The following is a 19,155-nucleotide window of genomic DNA, read 5'->3' on the forward strand; positions in this document are numbered from 1 at the left end:
GGCCGGAGGAGGCACCGAGTGGAGCAGGCACGCGCGCGTGACGCCGCCGTGCGGCAGCCGCACGCCTCCCCGCGCGTCCCGCTCCAGGGCGGTCCGCGGTCCGCGGCGCCGGACCCCGGCGGCGAACGGCCCCGGGGCGACGCGCCCGTCCCCGTGCGGCGGCACTCGGTGCGCAATCAGGTGCTCGACGCCCTGCGCACCGCGCTCGTCGACGGCGACCTGGTGCCCGGGCGTGTCTACTCCGCTCCCGCGCTCGGCGAGCGCTACGGCGTCTCGGCGACCCCCGTGCGCGAGGCCATGCAGCAGCTCGCCGTCGAGGGCGCCGTCGAGGTCGTCCCGAACCGGGGCTTCCGCGTCTGCGTGCGCACCGCCCGCGAGCTGGCCGAGCTCGCCGAGGTGCGGGCGCTGATCGAGGTGCCGGTGATGCTGCGGCTCGCCCGTACCGTCCCCGCGGAACGCTGGGCCGCGCTCAGGCCGCTGGCGGAGGAGACGGCCCGCGCGGCCGCGACCGGGGACCGGGCCGCCTACGCCGAGTCGGACCGGGCCTTCCACCACGCCGTCCTCGCGCTCGCCGGCAACCGCCAGCTCCTCGCCGTCGCCGACGATCTGCACCGCCGCTCCCAGTGGCCGATGACCCGCACCCCGGCGGCGAGGCCGGGGCCGCTGCCGGACCGGGCCGTGCTCGTGGCGGACGCCGCCGAGCACGCCGCGCTGCTGGAGGCGCTGATCGCCCAGGACCTGCCGGTGGTCCAGTCGCTCGTGCGCGAGCACTTCGCCGGCGCCGAGAGCTGAGGGCGGTCCACGGGCGCGGCGACGGGGACGGGGACGGTGTCCGGACCCGGCCCGCACGGGCACGGGGCCGGGGGCCGGCGGTGTGACGGCGGGGAACGGTGCGAGGGGCGGGTACGACGGCGTGACGACGGGGCGCGGGGGCGGGATGCGCGGCACGGTCTGGGCGGCGGCGAACCAGCTCGGGGTGGTGGCGGGCACGCCCGCGGAACTGAGGTCGGCACTGCTGAGCGGAGCGGCCACCGCGGGCTCGCGGCTGGTGCTGCCCGGTGCCGATCCGGCGGCTGTCACCGAACTGGCCGCCGTCATGGACGAGTTCGGGCACGGACCGGTGCGCATCGACACACCGCCCGGCGGCGCGGCCCCCGGGGCCGTCGACCCGTCGGACGCCGTGTCCGTCTGCTCCGCCGACCCCCAGCGGGTCACCCTCGCCTACGAGGAGTCCGAACACGACCACGGCGGTCTGCGGACCGCGTGGCTGCGCGCCGGACAGGCGCTCGTGCGCGAGCAGGAGCCGGCCGCCCGCGCCCTGTGCCTGCTCGCGGCGTTGCCGGCCCGCGCGGAACCGGGGGTGCGCACCGCGCTCGATCGGCTCGCCGAGGCCGCGCCGTGGTCCGTCGGCGAGGTGCGCGAGGACGTGGGGCCGGTGGTGGCCGCGACCGTCTTCGCCGGGCGGATGCTCGTGGCCGACCGCGGCGGCACCGTGCACGGCCTCGACGCGGCACGGCCGGTGGCCGTGGCGACCGGGGCCAGGATCAGGGCCGTCGCCGCTCTGCCCGACACCACTGTGCTGCTGCTCGACGAACGCGGCCGTCTGCGGACCCACGGCCCGGGGTCGGCGCTCACCGCGGCGGTGCAGGCCACCCTCGCCGCCCATCCGGGCACCGCGCTCGCCGTCTCCCGCGGCGCGGTGGTCGTCGGCGACCGGACCGGGTCCGTGCACGCCTTCGGCGCCGCGGGCCTGCACCAGGCGGCGCTGCACTGCGGACGGGTCACCGCGCTGGCGGCCGCGGACGGCGACGGGCCGCCCGCGGTCCTCAGCGGCGGGGCGGACGGCTCGGTCCGCCGCTGGAGGCCGGGGCGCCGCGCGTCCGGCACAACCGTCGCCGAGCGGCCCTGCCCGGTGGTGGCCCTGCACGCCGCCGCCACCGCGGACGGCACGGCCTTCGCCGTCGCCTGGGCCGACGGCCTGGTGGAGCTCCACCGCCCCGGGCGCGGCCGCGCGCCGCTGGGCTTCCGGCCGGGGCCGGCCGTCCGCGCCGTGGCCCTCACCCCGGACGATGCGCTCGCCGTGGGGACGGACGAGACGCTGTGCGTCCTGCGTCCCCGGTGAGACCGGTGTGGGGCCGGGGCGGGGCCTGAAGTGCCGCTGGTCACTGCCCGGCACTCCATGGCCAGAGGTCGACTACCCTGTCCGAGCTGTTCGGCACGACCGTGACGCAAGGGGGAAGTCGATGAGCGGCGAGCTGCCCGGAGGGCAGGGGCGGCCCATATCCGACGAGGAATGGGCCAGGTTCCAGATCGACAGCGAGGGGCCGGCACGTCTGCACGCGCCCAAGGAGCCCTCGGCGCGGGCCCGGATGGTCGCCGAACGGCTCCGGCGCGCCGACGAGGAGGAGGCGCGGCGTCAGGGCAGGGTGCGCCGGCTCGTCCGCCGGGGAAGGCCCGTCCAGGCGCGGCCGGAGGGCTGGCGGAGCTGGACGGCGGCACCGCGACGGCGTACGCGCGGCGGGCTGAGGCCGTTCCTCTGGATCCTGGTCGCCGTCGCGGCCGTTCTCCTGCTGCTCGCACCCGGCCGGATCATGGGGCTGCTGGGCTGAGCGCCCGTGTTCCCGTGCCCGTGCCCGTGGGCGTGTGTCCGGGTGTCCGGAGGCCCGCTCCGGCCCGTGGACCCGTCCCGCCCCGTCCCGTCCCCGGGCCGGGAGTTCAGGGCGGCGGCGGTTCCAGGCCCGACAGCAGTGACGCCACGTCCAGACCCGTCAACAGGTACTGCTCGAACGCCGGGTTGTGCAGGGCCCACGGGGAACGCCGCAGCCGCACGCGGTCGATCGCGCCGTCGCCGTCGTGGCCCAGCTCGATCAGGGTCTGCGCGGCCAGCAGCCCCGAACGGTTGTAGCCCGAGTAGCAGCGCACCAGTACCCTGCGGCCGGCCCGGACGGCGTCGGCGGCGACCACCGCGAGACGGCGCACACTGTCGATCTCGCCCGCGGTGAGCCAGTCGTCGGGGATGGGCGCCACATGGTGCTCCACCCCGGGGGCCGGGCCGTGGCCCGACCGTGTCCAGAGGCTGATCACCACGTCGAACTCACGGTCCACCACGACGTCCTGGTGCCGTTGCCGCCCGTCCGACCAGACGTGTCCGCCCATCCACAGGCCCGTGGTGATCTCGTCCCACCGCGAGCGCGGCTCCGGGACGTCGCCCTCCCTGCGGCGGGTCCTCACTGCGGGGCGGGCTCGGGCCGCGCAGGCGACGACTGGGCCGGGACGGCCGGCGCGAGCTGGGCACCCAGCCATACCGGCACTCCGCCGAGCAGCCGGAACAGCCGGTGCGCCTCGGCCCGGAGTCTGCTCGCCTCCGGCTCCGCCTCGCAGTCGGCGAGCCCGGCGAGCGCCGGCGCGGTCCCGATGAGGTAGCCGAGCTCCTCCCGGATGCGCAGGCATTCGGCGAAGCCCTGCCGCGCGAGTGCCAACTCGCCCTCGCGCAGCGCCAGTCCGGCCAGCTGCTGGGAGGTGAACGAGAGGAGCAGGGGATCGTCGCGCGTCCCGGCCCCCGCGTGCGCCCGCTCGTACGCGGCGCGCGCGGCCTGCGGGGCGTCGGCGATGTGCTCCGCCACCAGGCCGCGCCGGAAGTCGAGCAGAGGCCGCCGAGGTGACGTGGGCGAGAGCAGCGCGGCCGCCCGGCCGAGCGCGGAGCGCGCCTCGTCGGCGCGGTCCCGTACGCCGAGCCGGGTCGCCGCGTACGCGAGGCGCCCGCGCTCGCTCGCGGCGCCGCCGCGCTCCTCGTCGTCGCGGGCCACCGCCTCGGCGGTGCGCAGCGCGTCCTCCGCCTCGGGCCAGCCCTCGCAGGTGAACAGGCAGCGCTCCACGAGCAGTCCGGCCCGCTCCAGGGCCGCCGCGGGCTCGGCCGCACGCGCGACGAGCAGGGCCGCCGCATCGGTCCAACAGCCGCGCGAGCGCAGCCGCCATACCGCGGTCTGGAGTGGATCGTCACCTGCTGTGGTTCCCGAACCAGACATGGCGGTATGCGCCACTTGCCCTCCCCTAGCACGCCATTGAGCTGTCGAGTCAGAACGGAATCTCAGCACGGATGGGCGCGCCGGGCCAAGAGGTCGAGTGAATCAGTTCACAATCTTTCGGCGGGCGACCGGGTGGCCGCCGAAGTCGTTCCCGGAGCCCGCGGGAGCCGGATGTCCCCCTTCGTTCCGCGGCGCCCGCACGATCGGCGGGGCGCGGCGCGGAGTGCGCCCGGGACCGCTCCGGCGTCAACCAGATGGATCTCACCATGACCCTCACGGGTGATGGCGTGGGAGGGGTCGTCCGAGCGGTGCCGCGCCCGCACCCGGCCTCCGACCGCGCCCCGCCGGGTACGGCGGAGGCCGGGTGCAGACGCGTGTACCGCCATATGCGCAGGGGTGGCGGCGACTTCGTCGGTGCGGGGTGGACGCGCGGGACCCCGTCCACGCGCCGACGGTCCTGCACACCGCGCCCGTCCGGCCACGTCCGGCCCCGTCCGCCCCGGTCGGCCGCGACGGGGCTCGGCGGGCGCGGGCTGTCGCGGCCGGTGGGGGACGGTGCGCGGCGGTCCGTGCGGTGGCCGTCGGCGTGGTGGGGCGGTGCCGGCGGACCGGCGCGTGGGTCCGGCCGGCGGGGGCGGAGGCGTCCGCCCCCCCGGCGTTGCCCCGAAGGATGCGGCCGCGCGGCGCGCCGGCGCCCCGCCCCCGGCGGCGGGCAGGGCGCACCCGGCCCGTACGGCGGCGGGCCGCCCGCCGCCACGCCCGCCGGGCGCACGGGTGCGCCCGGCGGGGCCCTCGCGCCGCCCCGGCCGCGCTCAGCTCATCCGCAGGGCGAGGAAGAAGTCCAGCTTGTCCTCCAGACGGGACAGGTCGCGGCCGGTCAGCTGCTCGATGCGGCCGACGCGGTAGCGCAGCGTGTTCACGTGCAGGTGGAGCCGGGCGGCGCAGCGGGTCCAGGACCCGTCCGAGTCCAGGAACGCCTCCAGCGTGGGGATCAGCTCGGCGCGGTGGCGGCGGTCGTAGTCGCGCAGCGGGTCCAGCAGGCGGGCCGTGAAGGCGCGGCGTACGTCGTCGGGGACGAACGGCAGCAGCAGCACGTGCGAGGCCAGCTCGTGGTGGCCCGCCGCGCAGACCCGTCCCGGCCGGGCCGCCGCGACCCGGCGGGCGTGCCGGGCCTCCTCCAGGGCGCCGCGCAACCCCTCCGCCGAGTGGACCGCGGCGCTCACGCCCAGGGTGAGGCGCCCGTCGTCGGCGAGGCCCGCCGACAGCGGCGCGCGGACCGACTCCAGCAGGGCGTCGGCGTGCAGCCCCTCGTCCGCCGGGGCCGCGTCGGCGTCCTCCGCGGCGTCCGGCGCCGCGAGGGCCGGGAGCGGCACCAGGGCGATGGCCTCCTCGCCGTTGTGGGCGACGGCGATCCGGTCCGCCGTGTCCGGTCCGTTCGCCACCGGGTCGACGAGCATCTCCTCCAGCAGCGACTGGGCCACCGGGCCGGACTCGACCCCGCTGTCCGCGCCCCATTCGACGCGGGCGACGACCACCTGCCAGTGCGGGGCGGTCCCGAGGCCCGGGAGCAGCACCGGGGCGGCCACCCGCAGCCGGGCCGCGATCTCGGCCGGCGGGGCACCCGTCTGGACGAGCTCCAGGACCTCCTGGGCGAGGCGGCGCCGCACGGTGCGCGCCGCCTCGCGGCGGTCGCGTTCGACAGCGATCAGCTGGGTGACGCCCTGGAGCAGGTCGAGCCGGGCCGCGGGCCAGTCCCCGGCGTCCGCCTCGACGGCGAGCAGCCAGTCGGACAGCACGCTCTCGCGCACGTCGTGCGAGGGCGGGACCGCGCCCCGTCCGGTGTTGCGGATCGGGAAGAGCGAGTACGTGGCGCCGTCGGCCACCACCCGGTGCGGGGCCCGGCGCCCCGCGCGTACGGCGGCCAGGTGCTCGCCCGCGAGGGCCGCGGCGGTCGCGGCGGGCAGCCCCGCGGCCGAGCCCGCCGAGCCGGCCGTGCTGCCGGCGATCCGGCGGCCGGTGGGGGAGAGCACCCAGGCGCGGAGGTCGAGGTCGGAGCCGAGCAGGTCCAGCACCGCGTCCGGCCCGCCGCCCGCCGGACCGGAGGTCATCAGCCTCCTGTGCCTGTCGACGACAGCGGCGAGGTCACCGGCGCGCTCGCCGGACACCTGGCGCACGACGTACTCGGTGATCGTCGCGAACGCAACGGACTCGTTCACCGCGAACAGCGGCAGCCGGTGGCGAGAACACGCCTCCACGAGATCCTCGGGGATGGCGCCGAGCTCCGCCTCGCCCGCGGCGAGACCCGCGACCTGGGCGCCCGCCAGGATCCGCACGAAGGGCTCGGAGTCCTCGGCGACGCGTCGCCAGGCCAGGCCGGTGAGCACCAGTTCGCCGCCGGACAGGTACCGGCTGGGATCCTTGAGGTCGGTGGTCATCACCCCGCGCACCCCGCGGTCGAGCTCGTCGCTGCCGCCGAGCAGCCGCAGGCCCAGCGCGTCGTTCTCCAGCAGTGCGCGCAGCCGCATCTCGTCGCCGCCTCTGTCTCGTTGGTGCCGGGTACGGGGCGGAAACCCGTGGCCAGGGTTTCCAGGGGGAAACGGCGAGGTTGCCGATCTCCGCTTTTCGTTCGAATCTACAAGACGAGAGTGGCGACCAGCCAACTCCTTCATGTCTTCGGTGACTGCACCCCGCCGGGCACGCCTTGTGTACTGGACCACATCGCATGAACACCACGTGAACACTCCAGTCGAGGGCCGGCCGTCCCGGGCCCGTTGCGACGGACCCAGGTCACACGATCAAGAAGAAGAGAGCCACTATGGACTTCCTTCGCCCCGCCAGCTGGGAGGAGGCGCTCGCCGCGAAGGCCGAGCACCCCACAGCCGTCCCCCTCGCGGGTGGCACCGATGTGATGGTCGAGATCAACTTCGACCACCGCCGGCCCGAGTACCTCATGGACCTGAACCGCATCGGCGAGCTGACCGAGTGGGAGGTCGGGAGCGAGAGCGTCCGGCTGGGCGCCTCGGTGCCCTACACCGCGATCATGGAGAACCTCCGCGCCGAGCTGCCCGGTCTCGCGCTGGCCTCGCACACCGTCGCCTCCCCGCAGATCCGCAACCGCGGCGGCGTCGGCGGCAACCTCGGCACCGCGTCCCCGGCCGGCGACGCCCACCCGGCGCTGCTCGCCGCCGGGGCGGAGGTCGAGGCCGCGTCGGTCCGCGGCACGCGCATGATCCCCATCGACGAGTTCTACACCGGGGTGAAGCGCAACGCGCTCGCCCCCGACGAGCTCATCCGCGCCGTGCACATCAAGAAGGCCGACGGGCCCCAGCAGTACTCCAAGGTCGGCACCCGCAACGCCATGGTCATCGCCGTGTGCGCCTTCGGTCTCGCGCTGCACCCCGAGACCCGGACCGTGCGCACCGGCATCGGCTCCGCGGCGCCCACCCCGGTGCGCGCCAAGGAGGCCGAGGACTTCCTGAACGCGGCGCTGGACGAGGGCGGCTTCTGGGAGAGCGGCAAGATCATCACCCCGTCGGTCGCCAAGCAGTTCGCGGAGCTCGCCTCCGGCGCCTGCAACCCGATCGACGACGTGCGCGGTACCGCGAAGTACCGCCGTCACGCGGTCGGCATCATGGCCCGCCGCACGCTGAGCTGGACCTGGGAGCAGTACCGCGGCACCGCCCGCACGCTGGAAGGAGCTGCATAGCCATGCGCGTCAACTTCACCGTCAACGGACGCCGCCAGGAAGCGGACGACGTCTGGGAGGGCGAGAGCCTGCTCTACGTCCTGCGCGAGCGCCTCGGCCTGCCCGGCTCCAAGAACGCCTGCGAGCAGGGCGAGTGCGGCTCCTGCACGGTCCGCCTGGACGGCGTGCCGGTCTGTTCCTGCCTGGTGGCCGCCGGACAGGTCGAGGGCCGCGAGGTCGTCACCGTCGAGGGTCTCGCCGACTTCGCGAAGCAGCGCGCCGAGCACGGCGGATGCGCCTCCGGCGCCTGCGGCACCAGCCTCCAGGACGCGCAGGGCTGGAGCGCCAAGGGCACCGACTCGCAGACCGGCGAGGGCACCGAACTCTCCCCGATCCAGCAGGCGTTCATCGACGCCGGCGCCGTCCAGTGCGGCTTCTGCACCCCCGGCCTGCTGGTCGCCGCCGACGAGATGCTGGAGCGCAACCCCTCGCCGTCCGACGAGGACATCCGCGAGGCCCTCTCCGGCAACCTGTGCCGCTGCACCGGCTACGAGAAGATCCTGGACGCCGTCCGCCTCGCGGCCGCCCGCCAGGGACACGAGGAAGCGACGGTCTGACGATGACACAGCACACCCGGGCCGCGTCCGCTCCGGCGGGCACGCCCACCACCGTCACCCAGGGCTCCCGCACCAAGGGCGGCATCGGCGAGTCCACGCTCCGTCCCGACGGCACCCTCAAGGTCACCGGCGAGTTCGCCTACTCCTCGGACATGTGGCACGAGGACATGCTCTGGGGCCAGATCCTGCGCTCCACCGTCGCCCACGCCGAGATCGTCTCCATCGACACCTCCGAGGCGCTCGCCCAGGCCGGCGTCTACGCGGTCCTCACCTACGAGGACCTGCCCACCGAGGTCAAGAACTACGGCCTGGAGATCCAGGACACCCCCGTCCTCGCCAACGGCGTCGTGCGTCACCACGGCGAGCCCGTGGCCCTGGTCGCCGCCGACCACCCGGAGACCGCCCGCCGCGCCGCCGCCAAGATCAGGGTCGAGTACCGCGAGCTGCCCGTCGTCACCGACGAGGCCTCCGCCACCGCGCCCGGCGCGCCGCTGCTGCACCCCGGCCGCGACGACCACCACGCCGGGCACGTCCCGCACCCGAACATCGTGCACCGCCAGCCCATCGTCCGCGGCGACGCCGACGAGGCGGCGAAGCGCGCCGACGTGATCGTCTCCGGCGAGTACGTCTTCGGCATGCAGGACCAGGCGTTCCTCGGCCCCGAGTCCGGCCTGGCGGTCCCCTCGGAGGACGGCGGCGTCGACCTCTACGTGGCCACCCAGTGGCTGCACTCGGACCTCAAGCAGATCGCGCCCGTCCTCGGCCTGCCCGAGGAGAAGGTGCGCATGACGCTCTCCGGCGTCGGCGGCGCCTTCGGCGGCCGCGAGGACCTGTCGATGCAGATCCACGCCTGCCTCCTCGCGCTCCGCACCGGCAAGCCGGTCAAGATCGTCTACAACCGCTTCGAGTCCTTCTTCGGGCACGTGCACCGCCACCCGGCCAAGCTCTGGTACGAGCACGGCGCCACCAAGGACGGCAGACTCACCCACATGCGGTGCCGCATCGTCCTCGACGGCGGCGCCTACGCCTCCGCCTCCCCGGCCGTCGTCGGCAACGCCTCCTCGCTCTCCGTCGGCCCGTACGTGGTCGAGGACGTCGACATCGAGGCGATCGCCCTCTACACCAACAACCCGCCCTGCGGCGCGATGCGCGGTTTCGGCGCGGTGCAGGCGTGCTTCGCCTACGAGGCGCAGATGGACAAGCTCGCCAAGGCCCTCGACATGGACCCGGTCGCGCTGCGGCAGCTCAACGCCATGGAGCAGGGCACCCTGCTGCCGACCGGCCAGCCCGTCGACTCCCCGGCCCCGGTCGCCGAACTGCTGCGCCGCATCAAGGCCCGCCCGCTGCCGCCGGAGCGCCAGTGGGAGACCACCGCGGGCGCCGACGTCCGGGCCCTGCCCGGCGGCCTGTCGAACACCACCCACGGCGAGGGCGTCGTGCGCGGCGTCGGCTACGCGGTCGGCATCAAGAACGTCGGCTTCTCCGAGGGCTTCGACGACTACTCCACGGCCAAGGTGCGCATGGAGGTGATCGCCGGGGAGCCGGTGGCCACCGTGCACACCGCGATGGCGGAGGTCGGCCAGGGCGGCATCACCGTCCACGCCCAGATCGCCCGCACGGAGCTCGGCGTCACCCAGGTGACCATCAACCCGGCCGACACCCAGGTCGGTTCGGCCGGTTCCACCTCCGCCTCCCGCCAGACGTACGTCACCGGCGGCGCGGTGAAGAACTCCTGCGAGCTCGTCCGCGAGAAGGTGCTGGAGATCGGCCGGCGCAGGTTCGGCTCCTACCACCCGGCCTGGGCGACCGCCGAACTCCTGCTGGAGGGCGGCAAGGTCGTCACCGACGGAGGCGAGGTCCTCGCCGACCTGGTCGACGTCCTGGAGGACGAGGCCGTCGAGATCGAGGCCGAGTGGCGCCACCGCCCCACCGAGGCGTTCGACCTGCGGACCGGACAGGGCAACGGGCACGTCCAGTACTCCTTCGCCGCCCACCGCGCGGTCGTCGAGGTGGACACCGAGCTCGGCCTGGTCAAGGTCATCGAGCTGGCCTGCGCCCAGGACGTCGGCAAGGCGCTCAACCCGCTCTCCGTGGTCGGCCAGATCCAGGGCGGCACCACCCAGGGACTGGGCGTGGCCGTCATGGAGGAGATCATCGTCGACCCGAAGACGGCCAAGGTCAGGAACCCGTCCTTCACGGACTACCTGATCCCCACCATCCTCGACACGCCGACCATCCCGGTCGACGTGCTCGAACTCGCCGACGAGCACGCCCCCTACGGGCTGCGCGGCATCGGCGAGGCCCCCACCCTGTCGTCGACCCCGGCCGTCCTCGCGGCGATCCGGAACGCGACCGGACTGGAACTGAACAGGACGCCGGTGCGCCCCGAGCACCTCACCGGCACCTGACCGGAACCCCGAGACTCTCCGGGCGGTGCGCGCCATGCCTCCGAGGAACGTCACCTTCCTCCACCGTGCCCGCGCCGCCCGGAGACCCCCGTGCCGCACCGCTCGCGGCCGTACCACCACCCCCACGCAGTACCCGCACCATCCCGCAGAGCACGTTCATCTCGGGCCGTCCCCCGGGTCGTGCAGCCGAAGCACCTTCCCAAATCCCGCCATCTCCAGTCATTACGGCGGGTGCCCCTGTGAACCTTGGGAGTAGGCCCCATGACCCAGCAGTCCACCGAGCCGCGGACGACGGCGGCCGACGCAGGCGAAGGCACGCGTCAGCCCGCCGGAAGATCCTTCCTCGACCGGTACTTCCACATAACCCAGCGCGGATCGACCCTCGGTCGTGAGGTGCGCGGCGGCATCACCACCTTCATGGCGATGGCGTACATCATCCTGCTCAACCCGGTGATCCTCTCCGTTCCCGACGCCACCGGCGCCCGGCTCGACGGCGACCAGCTCACCACCGCCACCGCGTTCGCGGCGGCGGCGACCACGATCGTCATGGGGCTCATCGGCAACGTGCCGCTGGCCCTCGCGGCGGGCCTCAGCGTCTCCGCGGTCATCGCCTTCCAGGTCGCGCCCGAGATGACCTGGGCGAACGCGATGGGCATGTGCGTCATCTACGGACTGGTCATCGTGCTGCTGGTGGTCACCGGCCTGCGCGAGCTGATCATGAACGCCATCCCGCTGGCGCTCAAGCACGCCATCACGATGGGCATCGGCCTCTTCGTCTGCCTCATCGGCCTCGTCTCGGCCGGTTTCGTCACCTCGATGCCCGGACCGGGCGGTGTCGCCGGCGCCAAGCCCATCCAGCTCGGCACCCACGACATGCTGACCGGCTGGCCGGTCCTCTGCTTCGCCGTGACCGTCCTGCTGATCTTCGCGCTCCAGGTCCGCAAGGTCCCCGGCGCCATCCTCATCGGCATCGTCGGCGGCACCGTCTTCGCGGCCGTCGTGCACCAGCTCGCCGGCCTCGACCGTGCCGCGTGGGGCGGACTCAACGCCCCGGAGCTCGACGGCTCGATCGTCAGCCCGCCCGACTTCGGCCTCTTCGGCTCCGTCTCCTTCAGCGGCATCGGCGACATCGGCGGCATCACCGTCGGCGTCATCGTCTTCACGCTGGTGCTGGCCGGATTCTTCGACGCCATGGGCACCATCATCGGCATCGGCCAGCAGGCCGGACTCGCCGACGACAAGGGCCGGATGCCGGGGCTGAACCGCGCCCTCGCCGTCGACGGCGCGGGCGGCGCGATCGGCGGCATCGCCGGCGCCTCCGGCCAGACGGTCTTCATCGAGTCCACCGCCGGCGTCGGCGACGGTGCGCGCACCGGCTTCGCCAGTGTGGTCACCGGGCTCGCCTTCACGCTCTGCCTCTTCTTCACCCCGCTCGCCCAGCTCATCCCGTCGCAGGTCGCCGCCGCCGCACTCGTCGTCATCGGCTCGATGATGCTGACCAACGCGCGGCACATCGACTGGACCGACCAGGCCACCTCGATCCCGGTCTTCCTCACCACCGTCCTGATGCCCTTCACCTACTCCATCACCGCGGGCATCGCGGCCGGTGTCATCTCCCACGTCCTGATCAAGTCCGTCCAGGGCCGGTTCCGCGAGATCGGCTGGCTGATGTGGGTGCTGACCGCCGTGTTCGTGGCCTACTTCGCCCTGAGCCCGATCGAGGGCTGGCTGGGCGTCGGGTAGCCATCCGGCGGCCGGGCCGCACGGGACCCGCCCTTCGCACCGCTTCGTCATCAAGGAGACCGACATGCTGGACATCGCCGAGGAGCTTCACCGGTGGGTCGGGCAGGGCCGTTCGTTCGCCGTCGCCACCGTCGTCGGCGTCGGGGGCAGCGCCCCCCGGCAGCCGGGGGCCGCACTGGCCGTCGACGCCGACGGCACGGCGATCGGCTCGGTCTCGGGAGGCTGTGTGGAGGGCGCGGTCTACGACCTGTGCCGGCAGGCGCTTCAGAGCGGCGACACCGTCGCCGAGCGCTTCGGCTACAGCGACGAGGACGCCTTCGCCGTGGGGCTGACCTGCGGCGGCGTCCTCGACGTCCTGGTCGTCCCGGTCGGCGTCGACGCGCCCTGGCGCGAGGTGTTCGCCGCCGGGCTCGCCGCCGCCGCCCGGGGGGAGGCCGCCGCGCTCGCCCGGCTCACCGACGGCCCGGCCGCGCTGGCCGGGCGCGCCCTGATGGTGCGCCCCGACGGGACGTACGACGGGACCCTCGGCGGCCACCCCGAACTGGACCGCACCGCCGCCGCGGAGGCGGCCGCCCTGCTGGACGCCGGGCGCACCGGGACGGTCGTGATCGGTGAGGACGGCTCCCGCTGCGGGCAGCCGCTCACGCTCTTCGTCGAGTCGAGCGTCCCCGCCCCGCGCATGATCGTCTTCGGCGCCATCGACTTCGCCGCGGCGCTGGTGCGCGTCGGCAGGTTCCTCGGCTACCGGGTCACCGTGTGCGACGCACGGCCCGTCTTCGCGACCAGGGCCCGCTTCCCGGAGGCGGACGAGGTCGTCGTCGACTGGCCCCACCGCTACCTGGAGTCCACCGAGGTCGACGGCCGAACGGTCCTGTGCGTGCTCACCCACGACGCCAAGTTCGACGTCCCGCTGCTGGAGCGCGCCCTGCGGCTGCCGGTGGCGTACGTCGGCGCCATGGGCTCGCGCCGCACCCACGAGGACCGCAACAGGCGGCTGCGCGAGGTGGGCGTCACCGAGATCGAACTGGCCCGGCTCCACTCGCCGATCGGCCTCGACCTGGGCGCCCGCACCCCGGAGGAGACGGCGCTGTCCATCGGCGCGGAGATCGTCGCCGTCCGCCGCGGCGGCTCGGGCGTCTCGCTGACCGGCGCGCACACCCCGATCCACCACGACGGGCCCGGTCCGGTCGCCGGGCGCATCGGATCGGTGGCGTAGCCCCCTCGCCCGGAGACCCCCTCGCCCGGAACCCCCGCGCGCCACAACCGTGCACGGTGAACCTGTGCACGGTTCTTGACGCCCCGCCACCCACGCGTGGCAGGGTGGCGTGGGAGCGCTCCCATCGTGATCGCGGGGAGCCGCTCCGCCCTGTCCGTCATGCCGTCACGAAGGGCCGACCAGCCATGCGCCGAAGAACAGCCCTCCCCTCCCTGGTGTCCGCCGCGGCGCTCGCCGCCGCGCTGCTCACGGTTCCGGCGGCCGCGGCCGGCCACCAGGAGGACAGGGCCCAGGGCCCGTCCGCCACCCGCCTGTACACCCCGCCGGCCAACCCCGGCGCGTACGACCAGGCGCTGGCCCTCGCGCGCTCCGGACGGTTCGCCGACGCCGCCGGGATCGTGGCGATGGCCCACACGCCCCAGGCCGTCTGGTACGGCGACCAGACCCCGGCCGAGGTCGAGGCCTCCGCGCGCAAGGTCGTCCGCGACGCGGCCCGCAAGCGGACGCTGCCCGTGCTGGCGCTCTACAACGTGCCGGGCCGGGACTGCTCCAACTACTCCGGCGGCGGGGCCTCCACGACCGCCGAGTACAAGGAGTGGATCGACGCCGTCGCCCGCGGCGTCGGAGACCGCCCGGCGATGGTGGTCCTCGAACCCGACTCGCTCGCCCTGCTGCCCGCCGACTGCGGCCAGGACGACGCCCAGGGCACGAAGACGGCCGCCCGCTACGAGGAGGTGCGCTACGCGGTGGACACCCTGGAGCCGCTGGCCGGCACCCGGGTCTACCTCGACACCGGCCACCCCGGCTGGCACGGCGTCGAGTCGATCGTGCCCCGGCTCCTGCGCGCGGGCGTCGGCGAGGCGACCGGCTTCTACACCAACGCCTCCAACTACCGCACCGAGGAGGACAGCCACTGGTACGGCACGCTCATCTCGTCCTGCATCGGCTACGTCCAGGACGGCGGTGACGCCGCCGCCTGCCCCAACCAGTACTGGCCGAAGGCGGACGCCGAGAACTGGCTCAAGGAGAACGTGACCACGCCCCTCGAGAAGCGCAAGCACTTCGTGACCGACACCAGCCGGAACGGACTGGGCCCCTGGACGGCCCCGCCCGGCAAGTACCCGGACGCGCAGGACTGGTGCAACCCGCCCGCGCGCGGACTGGGCGACCGCCCCACCCTGAACACCGGTGACCCGCTGTACGACGCCAAGCTGTGGATCAAGATCCCCGGCGAGTCGGACGGTCTGTGCCTGCGCGGCACCGAGGGACCGGAGGACCCGGAGCGCGGCATGGTCGACCCGGCGGCGGGGCACTGGTTCCCCGAGCAGGCGCTGGAGCTCGTGCGGCTCGCCGAGCCGCCGCTGCTCGGGCACCGGCCCGTCGACTGACCCACGGGGCGCGGTGCGCCCCTCACGGGCCGGATCCGCGCGCGGCGCGGGTCCGGCCCGTTCTGCCGCCGGGCCGTCGCCGGGCCGTTCCGTTCCCGGCTGCCGGGGGCGTTGCGCCGGGACGGGGGCGCTCGCGCAGGGCGCGAGGCGGTGCGGCAGCGGACGGGCCGGGCGGACGGGCCGGGTGAACGTCCGGGCCGTGGCGGCCGTATCTGTCGGCGGCGGGCCGCACGAGGGCACCCGCCGCCGCAGGCAGGGAGGCCCACCGTGGCAGGCAGCGACGTCACCGCGCTGTTCGGCGCGTCCACCGCGCACAGCCCGTCGTACTTCACCCTCACCCGGGCGGCCGACGCGCGGCCGGGCGACATCGTCGACTTCTGCATCCCCTGCAACCCGTACTTCCCGACACCCGCCATGTTCGACCGGCTCGGCGCCTCGCTGCGCGAGATCCTGACGTACTACCCGAGCAGCGCGGAGACCGTCACGGCCGAACTCTGCGGCCTGCTCGGCCTCAACCCGGCCACCGTGGCGATGGGGAACGGCTCCACGGAGCTGATCACCTGGATCGACCACCTGCTGGTGCGCGAGTCGCTCGCGGTGCCCGTGCCCACCTTCGGGCGGTGGACCGACCAGCCGACGGAGACGGGCAAGCGCGTGGACATGCTGCTGCTCCCGGAGGCGCACGGCTTCGCCCTCGATCCGGAGGCGTTCGCCCGCTTCGTCGAGACCCGCGGTTCGCGCGCCGCCGTCATCTGCAACCCCAACAACCCGGACGGCGGCCTGCTGCCGAAAGCTCAGGTCCTCGCGCTCCTCGACCGGCTCCAGGACCTCGATCTGGTCGTCGTCGACGAGTCGTTCCTCGAGTTCGCCGACGACGGCGCCCGGACCAGTGTGGCCGCGGAGGCGGTGCTGCGGCCCAACGCGCTCGTGCTGCGCAGCCTCGGCAAGAACTTCGGACTGCACGGGGTGCGCTTCGGCTACCTGGTCGCCCATCCCGGCCTCGCCGGCCGGATCAGGGCAGCCCTGCCGAAGTGGAACCTCAACTCCTTCGCCGAGGCGGTGGTGTTCATGCTGCGCGACCACCGCGACGCGTACGCGGAGAGCCTGCGCCGGGTCCGCGGCGACCGGTACGAGATGATCCGCCGCCTGTCGCAGCTGCCCGGGCTGACGGTGTACCCCTCGCAGGGCAACTTCGTCTACGTGCGGCTCCCCGCGGGCGTCGACGGCGCCCTGCTGCGCGACCGGCTCCTGACCGGACACGGCGTGCTGGTGCGTGAGTGCGGCAACAAGATCGGCAGCTCCAGCCGCTTCGTCCGGCTCGTGGTGCGCCCTCAGGCCGACGTCGCGCGCCTGGTGTCGGCGATGGAACAGGTGCTCTACGGCCGCACCGCACACCATCCCGCCGCCGCGCCGGCCCCGGAGGCGCGGCCGGCCGACGGCCGGGGGCTCATCGCGGTCCGGCCTGCGTTCGACGCGCCCGCGCCGCTTCCCGGACCGTCCGCGCCACTTCCCGGACCGTCGGCGCCCGTGCCGCTTCCCGGGTCCGCCGTGTCGGCCCAGCTTCCCGGGCCCGCCGGGATGCTGTACCCGGCAGCCCTGCTGCCTCCGGGAGCGGTGCCGCCCACGGGTCCCGTCGCCGTGCCGTACGCCGGTCCCGTCGCCGTGCCGCCTGCCGGTGGTCCCGGCGGGGCCGTCGCGCCACCGCCGGGTGCGGGGGAGGCGGAAACGCCCCCCGGGCCCGCCCGCACCGGGCTGTCCCGGGCCATGACCGCCGGCTACACCTCGGGCACGGCCGCGGTCGACCGGATCGTCGCCGGCACCTGACCTCCGCGCTGCCGGGCGACGCGGGCGGCCGGGCGGCCGGCGGCCCCACCTTGCGGACACATCCTGTCCGCAAGGCTCGATACCGTCGGCCCCATGGCCACCAAGGCGAACCCTCCCCTGCTCGGCGTCCGCGCCCTCAACCGCGCCACCCTGGAGCGCCAGCTCCTGCTCCGGCGCACGCCGCGCACCGCGATGTCCGCCGAGGCGGCCGTCGCGCACCTCGTGGGACTCCAGGCGCAGAACGTGAAGCCGCCCTACTTCGCCCTCGCCGCCCGGCTCCAGGACTTCGACCCGCGCGACCTGTCGTCGGCCATGGCCGACCGCACGGTGGCGCGTCTGGTGACCCTGCGGTCCACCGTCCACACCCACACCGCCGACGACTGCCTGACGCTGCGCCCCCTGGTCCAGGCGGCCCGGGACCGCGAACTGCACCAGTTCCGCAAAGGGCTCGCCGGGGTCGACCCGACCCGCCTCGCCGGCATCGTGCGCGACCTCGTGGAGGAGGAGCCGCGGACCATGCGGCAGCTGCGGGAGGCGCTTCTCGTCCACTGGCCCGACGCCGACCCCTTCGCGCTCTCCGTCGCCGCCCGCTGCACCCTGCCCCTGGTCCAGGTCACCCCGCGCGGGCTGTGGGGCGCGAGCGGACAGGTCGCGCTGACCACCGCCGAACACTGGCTGGGCCGGTCCGCCGAGCCCGCGGCCCCCGCCGACGGCACCGTGCTGCGCTATCTCGCAGCCTTCGGGCCCGCGTCGGTGAAGGACATGCAGCTGTGGTCGGGACTGACCCGGATGCGCGAGGTGTTCGAACGCCTGCGCCCCCGGCTCCTGGTCTTCCGGGACGAGCAGGGCACCGAGCTGTTCGACCTTCCCGACGCTCCCCGCCCCGACCCCGCCACCCCGGCCCCGCCCCGCCTGCTGCCCGAGTTCGACAACCTCCTGCTCTCCCACGCGGACCGCACACGCGTGGTGCCCGCCGAGTACAAGGGCCGCACCTGGACGGGCAACCAGGCACACCGCACCTTCCTGGCCGACGGATTCCTGGCGGGGATCTGGGACCTCGACGAGACGGGCGACACCGCGATCCTGACCGTCCGCCCCTTCGGCCCGCTCACCCGCGCCCTGCGCGCCGCCCTCGCCGGGGAGGCCGAGCGCACCCTCGCCCTGATGTCCGCCGCGCTCCGCCACGACGTCCGCTTCGCGGAGTCCTGAGACCGGGCGCCGCCGGGGGTGCGGGCGCCCGTGCCGGTGCTCCGCACGGGGCGCCCACGCCGAACGGCCCGGCCCGCCCGGGACGCGACGGGCGTACCCGGTCCTCGTGCCGCCCCCGGCGGCCCCCGCCGCGTCGCGCTACGGAAGCAGCCCCGCCCGGCGGGCCGCCGTCACGGCTTCCAGACGGGTGCGCACCCCCAGCTTGCGCATCGCCGACCGCAGGTAGCTCTTGACCGTCTCCTGCCGCAGCCCGAGCCGGGCGGCGGCGGACGCGTTGGTCGCGCTGCCCGCCACGCAGCTCAGCACGTCCAGTTCGCGCGGCGCGAGGGCCGCGGCCGGTCCCGCCGGCCGCCCTCCGCCCGCCCCGGCGAGCCGTGCGCACACCTCCAGCAGCTCCTCGCGCAGCGCCGGATCGGTGATCCGGGGCGCCAGCGCCCGCAGATCGCCGTGGGCCTCGCGGACCGCCTCCCAGGCGCCCGGCTCACCGCCGGGCGGCTCCCGGACCGCGGCGATCGCCGCCTCGGTCCCGTCCCTGACGGCGAGCGCCTGCTCCACGTCCCGGGCCGCCGCGACCGCCGCGTCGAGCACCCGGTCGCCGAGCGCCAGCGGTTGCCTCAGCGCCCCGTACAGGACGCCCCGCACCGCGCGGCCCACGACGACCGGGACGGCGACCACGGACCGCAGCCCCTCGGCCGCCACGGCCGCGTCGTACTCGTGGCTGATGTGGCGGGCCTGCGGGTAGTCGGCCACCGCGCACGGCCGGGACAGCGCCATCGACCGGCCGCCGAGCCCGTTGCCGCTGCGGATCGCCAGGCCCCGCAGCGCGCCCGTGGCCGCGCCCGTCAGCTCCGCGATGCGCAGCGGACCGCCGCCGTCGAGGAGGCCGCCGAACGCGACGGGCAGCCCGGTCGAACGCCTCAGCCGCAGCAGTGCCGTCCGCATCTCCGCCGCTCCGCCGGCTCCTGTCACGCGTCGTCCCTCCTGTCGGCGCCGCCCGGGGACGACACCCCCGTCCGGGGGTAGTGAGATCTGCGTCACCG

General features: G+C 75.0%; 15 protein-coding genes. 11 read left to right on the forward strand and 4 right to left on the reverse strand.

The window, feature by feature from the left end:
- Positions 1-18: 18 nt before the first annotated feature.
- From IAG43_RS26405 to IAG43_RS26415, 3 genes are all read left to right on the forward strand, one after another.
- Positions 19-792 carry a GntR family transcriptional regulator gene (locus IAG43_RS26405; protein ID WP_187743168.1) on the forward strand — a complete coding sequence of 258 codons (774 nt, stop codon included), beginning with the start codon at positions 19-21 and terminating at the stop codon, positions 790-792.
- A 121-nt stretch (positions 793-913) separates the two neighbouring features.
- Positions 914-2,122 (forward strand): WD40 repeat domain-containing protein, encoded by a 1,209-nt coding sequence (locus IAG43_RS26410; protein WP_187743169.1) that lies wholly within the window; start codon positions 914-916, stop codon positions 2,120-2,122.
- 121 nt (positions 2,123-2,243) lie between these two features.
- Positions 2,244-2,609, forward strand: a complete 366-nt coding sequence (locus IAG43_RS26415) for a hypothetical protein (RefSeq protein ID WP_187743170.1) — start codon at positions 2,244-2,246, stop codon at positions 2,607-2,609.
- A 106-nt stretch (positions 2,610-2,715) separates the two neighbouring features.
- Here the strand turns inward: IAG43_RS26415 and IAG43_RS26420 are convergent, their stop codons facing one another.
- The 3 genes from IAG43_RS26420 to IAG43_RS26430 all read right to left on the reverse strand — a co-directional run bounded on the left by IAG43_RS26420 (position 2,716) and on the right by IAG43_RS26430 (position 6,550).
- Positions 2,716-3,231, reverse strand: a complete 516-nt coding sequence (locus IAG43_RS26420) for a protein-tyrosine phosphatase family protein (protein ID WP_187743171.1) — start codon at positions 3,229-3,231, stop codon at positions 2,716-2,718.
- Positions 3,228-4,040 (reverse strand): hypothetical protein, encoded by an 813-nt coding sequence (locus IAG43_RS26425; RefSeq protein WP_187743172.1) that lies wholly within the window; start codon positions 4,038-4,040, stop codon positions 3,228-3,230. Before IAG43_RS26425 ends, IAG43_RS26420 begins: the two co-directional genes overlap by 4 nt.
- Before the next feature lie 797 nt (positions 4,041-4,837).
- Positions 4,838-6,550, reverse strand: coding sequence for a PucR family transcriptional regulator (locus IAG43_RS26430; RefSeq protein ID WP_187743173.1), 1,713 nt, complete (start codon positions 6,548-6,550; stop codon positions 4,838-4,840).
- 290 nt (positions 6,551-6,840) lie between these two features.
- On the opposite strand from IAG43_RS26430, the gene IAG43_RS26435 reads away from it, so the two are divergent.
- The 8 genes from IAG43_RS26435 to IAG43_RS26470 all read left to right on the forward strand — a co-directional run bounded on the left by IAG43_RS26435 (position 6,841) and on the right by IAG43_RS26470 (position 18,115).
- Positions 6,841-7,731: an FAD binding domain-containing protein gene (locus IAG43_RS26435; RefSeq protein ID WP_187743174.1), complete on the forward strand. Its 891-nt coding sequence runs from the start codon at positions 6,841-6,843 to the stop codon at positions 7,729-7,731.
- A gap of 2 nt (positions 7,732-7,733) precedes the next feature.
- A complete protein-coding gene (locus IAG43_RS26440) occupies positions 7,734-8,327 on the forward strand; it encodes a (2Fe-2S)-binding protein (protein WP_187743175.1) in 594 nt (197 codons plus the stop codon).
- Positions 8,328-8,329: 2 nt separating this feature from the next.
- Positions 8,330-10,735 (forward strand): xanthine dehydrogenase family protein molybdopterin-binding subunit, encoded by a 2,406-nt coding sequence (locus IAG43_RS26445; protein ID WP_187743176.1) that lies wholly within the window; start codon positions 8,330-8,332, stop codon positions 10,733-10,735.
- 261 nt (positions 10,736-10,996) lie between these two features.
- Positions 10,997-12,478 (forward strand): NCS2 family permease, encoded by a 1,482-nt coding sequence (locus tag IAG43_RS26450; RefSeq protein WP_187743177.1) that lies wholly within the window; start codon positions 10,997-10,999, stop codon positions 12,476-12,478.
- A gap of 64 nt (positions 12,479-12,542) precedes the next feature.
- Positions 12,543-13,694 carry an XdhC family protein gene (locus tag IAG43_RS26455; RefSeq protein ID WP_187743178.1) on the forward strand — a complete coding sequence of 384 codons (1,152 nt, stop codon included), beginning with the start codon at positions 12,543-12,545 and terminating at the stop codon, positions 13,692-13,694.
- A gap of 185 nt (positions 13,695-13,879) precedes the next feature.
- Entirely contained in the window at positions 13,880-15,082 is a 1,203-nt protein-coding gene (locus IAG43_RS26460) for a glycoside hydrolase family 6 protein (RefSeq protein ID WP_187743179.1), read from the forward strand.
- A 267-nt stretch (positions 15,083-15,349) separates the two neighbouring features.
- Positions 15,350-16,906 (forward strand): pyridoxal phosphate-dependent aminotransferase, encoded by a 1,557-nt coding sequence (locus tag IAG43_RS26465; RefSeq protein WP_187743180.1) that lies wholly within the window; start codon positions 15,350-15,352, stop codon positions 16,904-16,906.
- Between the two features lie 93 nt (positions 16,907-16,999).
- The gene (locus IAG43_RS26470) at positions 17,000-18,115 is read left to right on the forward strand and encodes a winged helix DNA-binding domain-containing protein (protein ID WP_187743181.1); all 1,116 of its coding nucleotides are present in this window, start codon (positions 17,000-17,002) and stop codon (positions 18,113-18,115) included.
- A 138-nt stretch (positions 18,116-18,253) separates the two neighbouring features.
- Here IAG43_RS26470 and IAG43_RS26475 read toward each other — a convergent pair whose 3' ends face one another.
- Positions 18,254-19,057 carry a helix-turn-helix transcriptional regulator gene (locus IAG43_RS26475; RefSeq protein WP_187744651.1) on the reverse strand — a complete coding sequence of 268 codons (804 nt, stop codon included), beginning with the start codon at positions 19,055-19,057 and terminating at the stop codon, positions 18,254-18,256.
- Between the last annotated feature and the right edge of the window lie 98 nt (positions 19,058-19,155).

This window comes from Streptomyces genisteinicus, from assembly GCF_014489615.1.
Taxonomy (GTDB): Bacteria; Actinomycetota; Actinomycetes; order Streptomycetales; family Streptomycetaceae; genus Streptomyces; species Streptomyces genisteinicus.

Coding starts and splice junctions, on each gene's coding strand:
- IAG43_RS26440 (WP_187743175.1), top strand. CDS start 7,734: ATGCGCGTCAACTTCACCGTCAACGGACGCCGCCAGGAAGCGGACGAC.
- IAG43_RS26445 (WP_187743176.1), top strand. CDS start 8,330: ATGACACAGCACACCCGGGCCGCGTCCGCTCCGGCGGGCACGCCCACC.
- IAG43_RS26430 (WP_187743173.1), bottom strand. CDS start 6,550: ATGCGGCTGCGCGCACTGCTGGAGAACGACGCGCTGGGCCTGCGGCTG.
- IAG43_RS26435 (WP_187743174.1), top strand. CDS start 6,841: ATGGACTTCCTTCGCCCCGCCAGCTGGGAGGAGGCGCTCGCCGCGAAG.
- IAG43_RS26415 (WP_187743170.1), top strand. CDS start 2,244: ATGAGCGGCGAGCTGCCCGGAGGGCAGGGGCGGCCCATATCCGACGAG.
- IAG43_RS26450 (WP_187743177.1), top strand. CDS start 10,997: ATGACCCAGCAGTCCACCGAGCCGCGGACGACGGCGGCCGACGCAGGC.
- IAG43_RS26455 (WP_187743178.1), top strand. CDS start 12,543: ATGCTGGACATCGCCGAGGAGCTTCACCGGTGGGTCGGGCAGGGCCGT.
- IAG43_RS26470 (WP_187743181.1), top strand. CDS start 17,000: ATGGCCACCAAGGCGAACCCTCCCCTGCTCGGCGTCCGCGCCCTCAAC.
- IAG43_RS26460 (WP_187743179.1), top strand. CDS start 13,880: ATGCGCCGAAGAACAGCCCTCCCCTCCCTGGTGTCCGCCGCGGCGCTC.
- IAG43_RS26475 (WP_187744651.1), bottom strand. CDS start 19,057: ATGCGGACGGCACTGCTGCGGCTGAGGCGTTCGACCGGGCTGCCCGTC.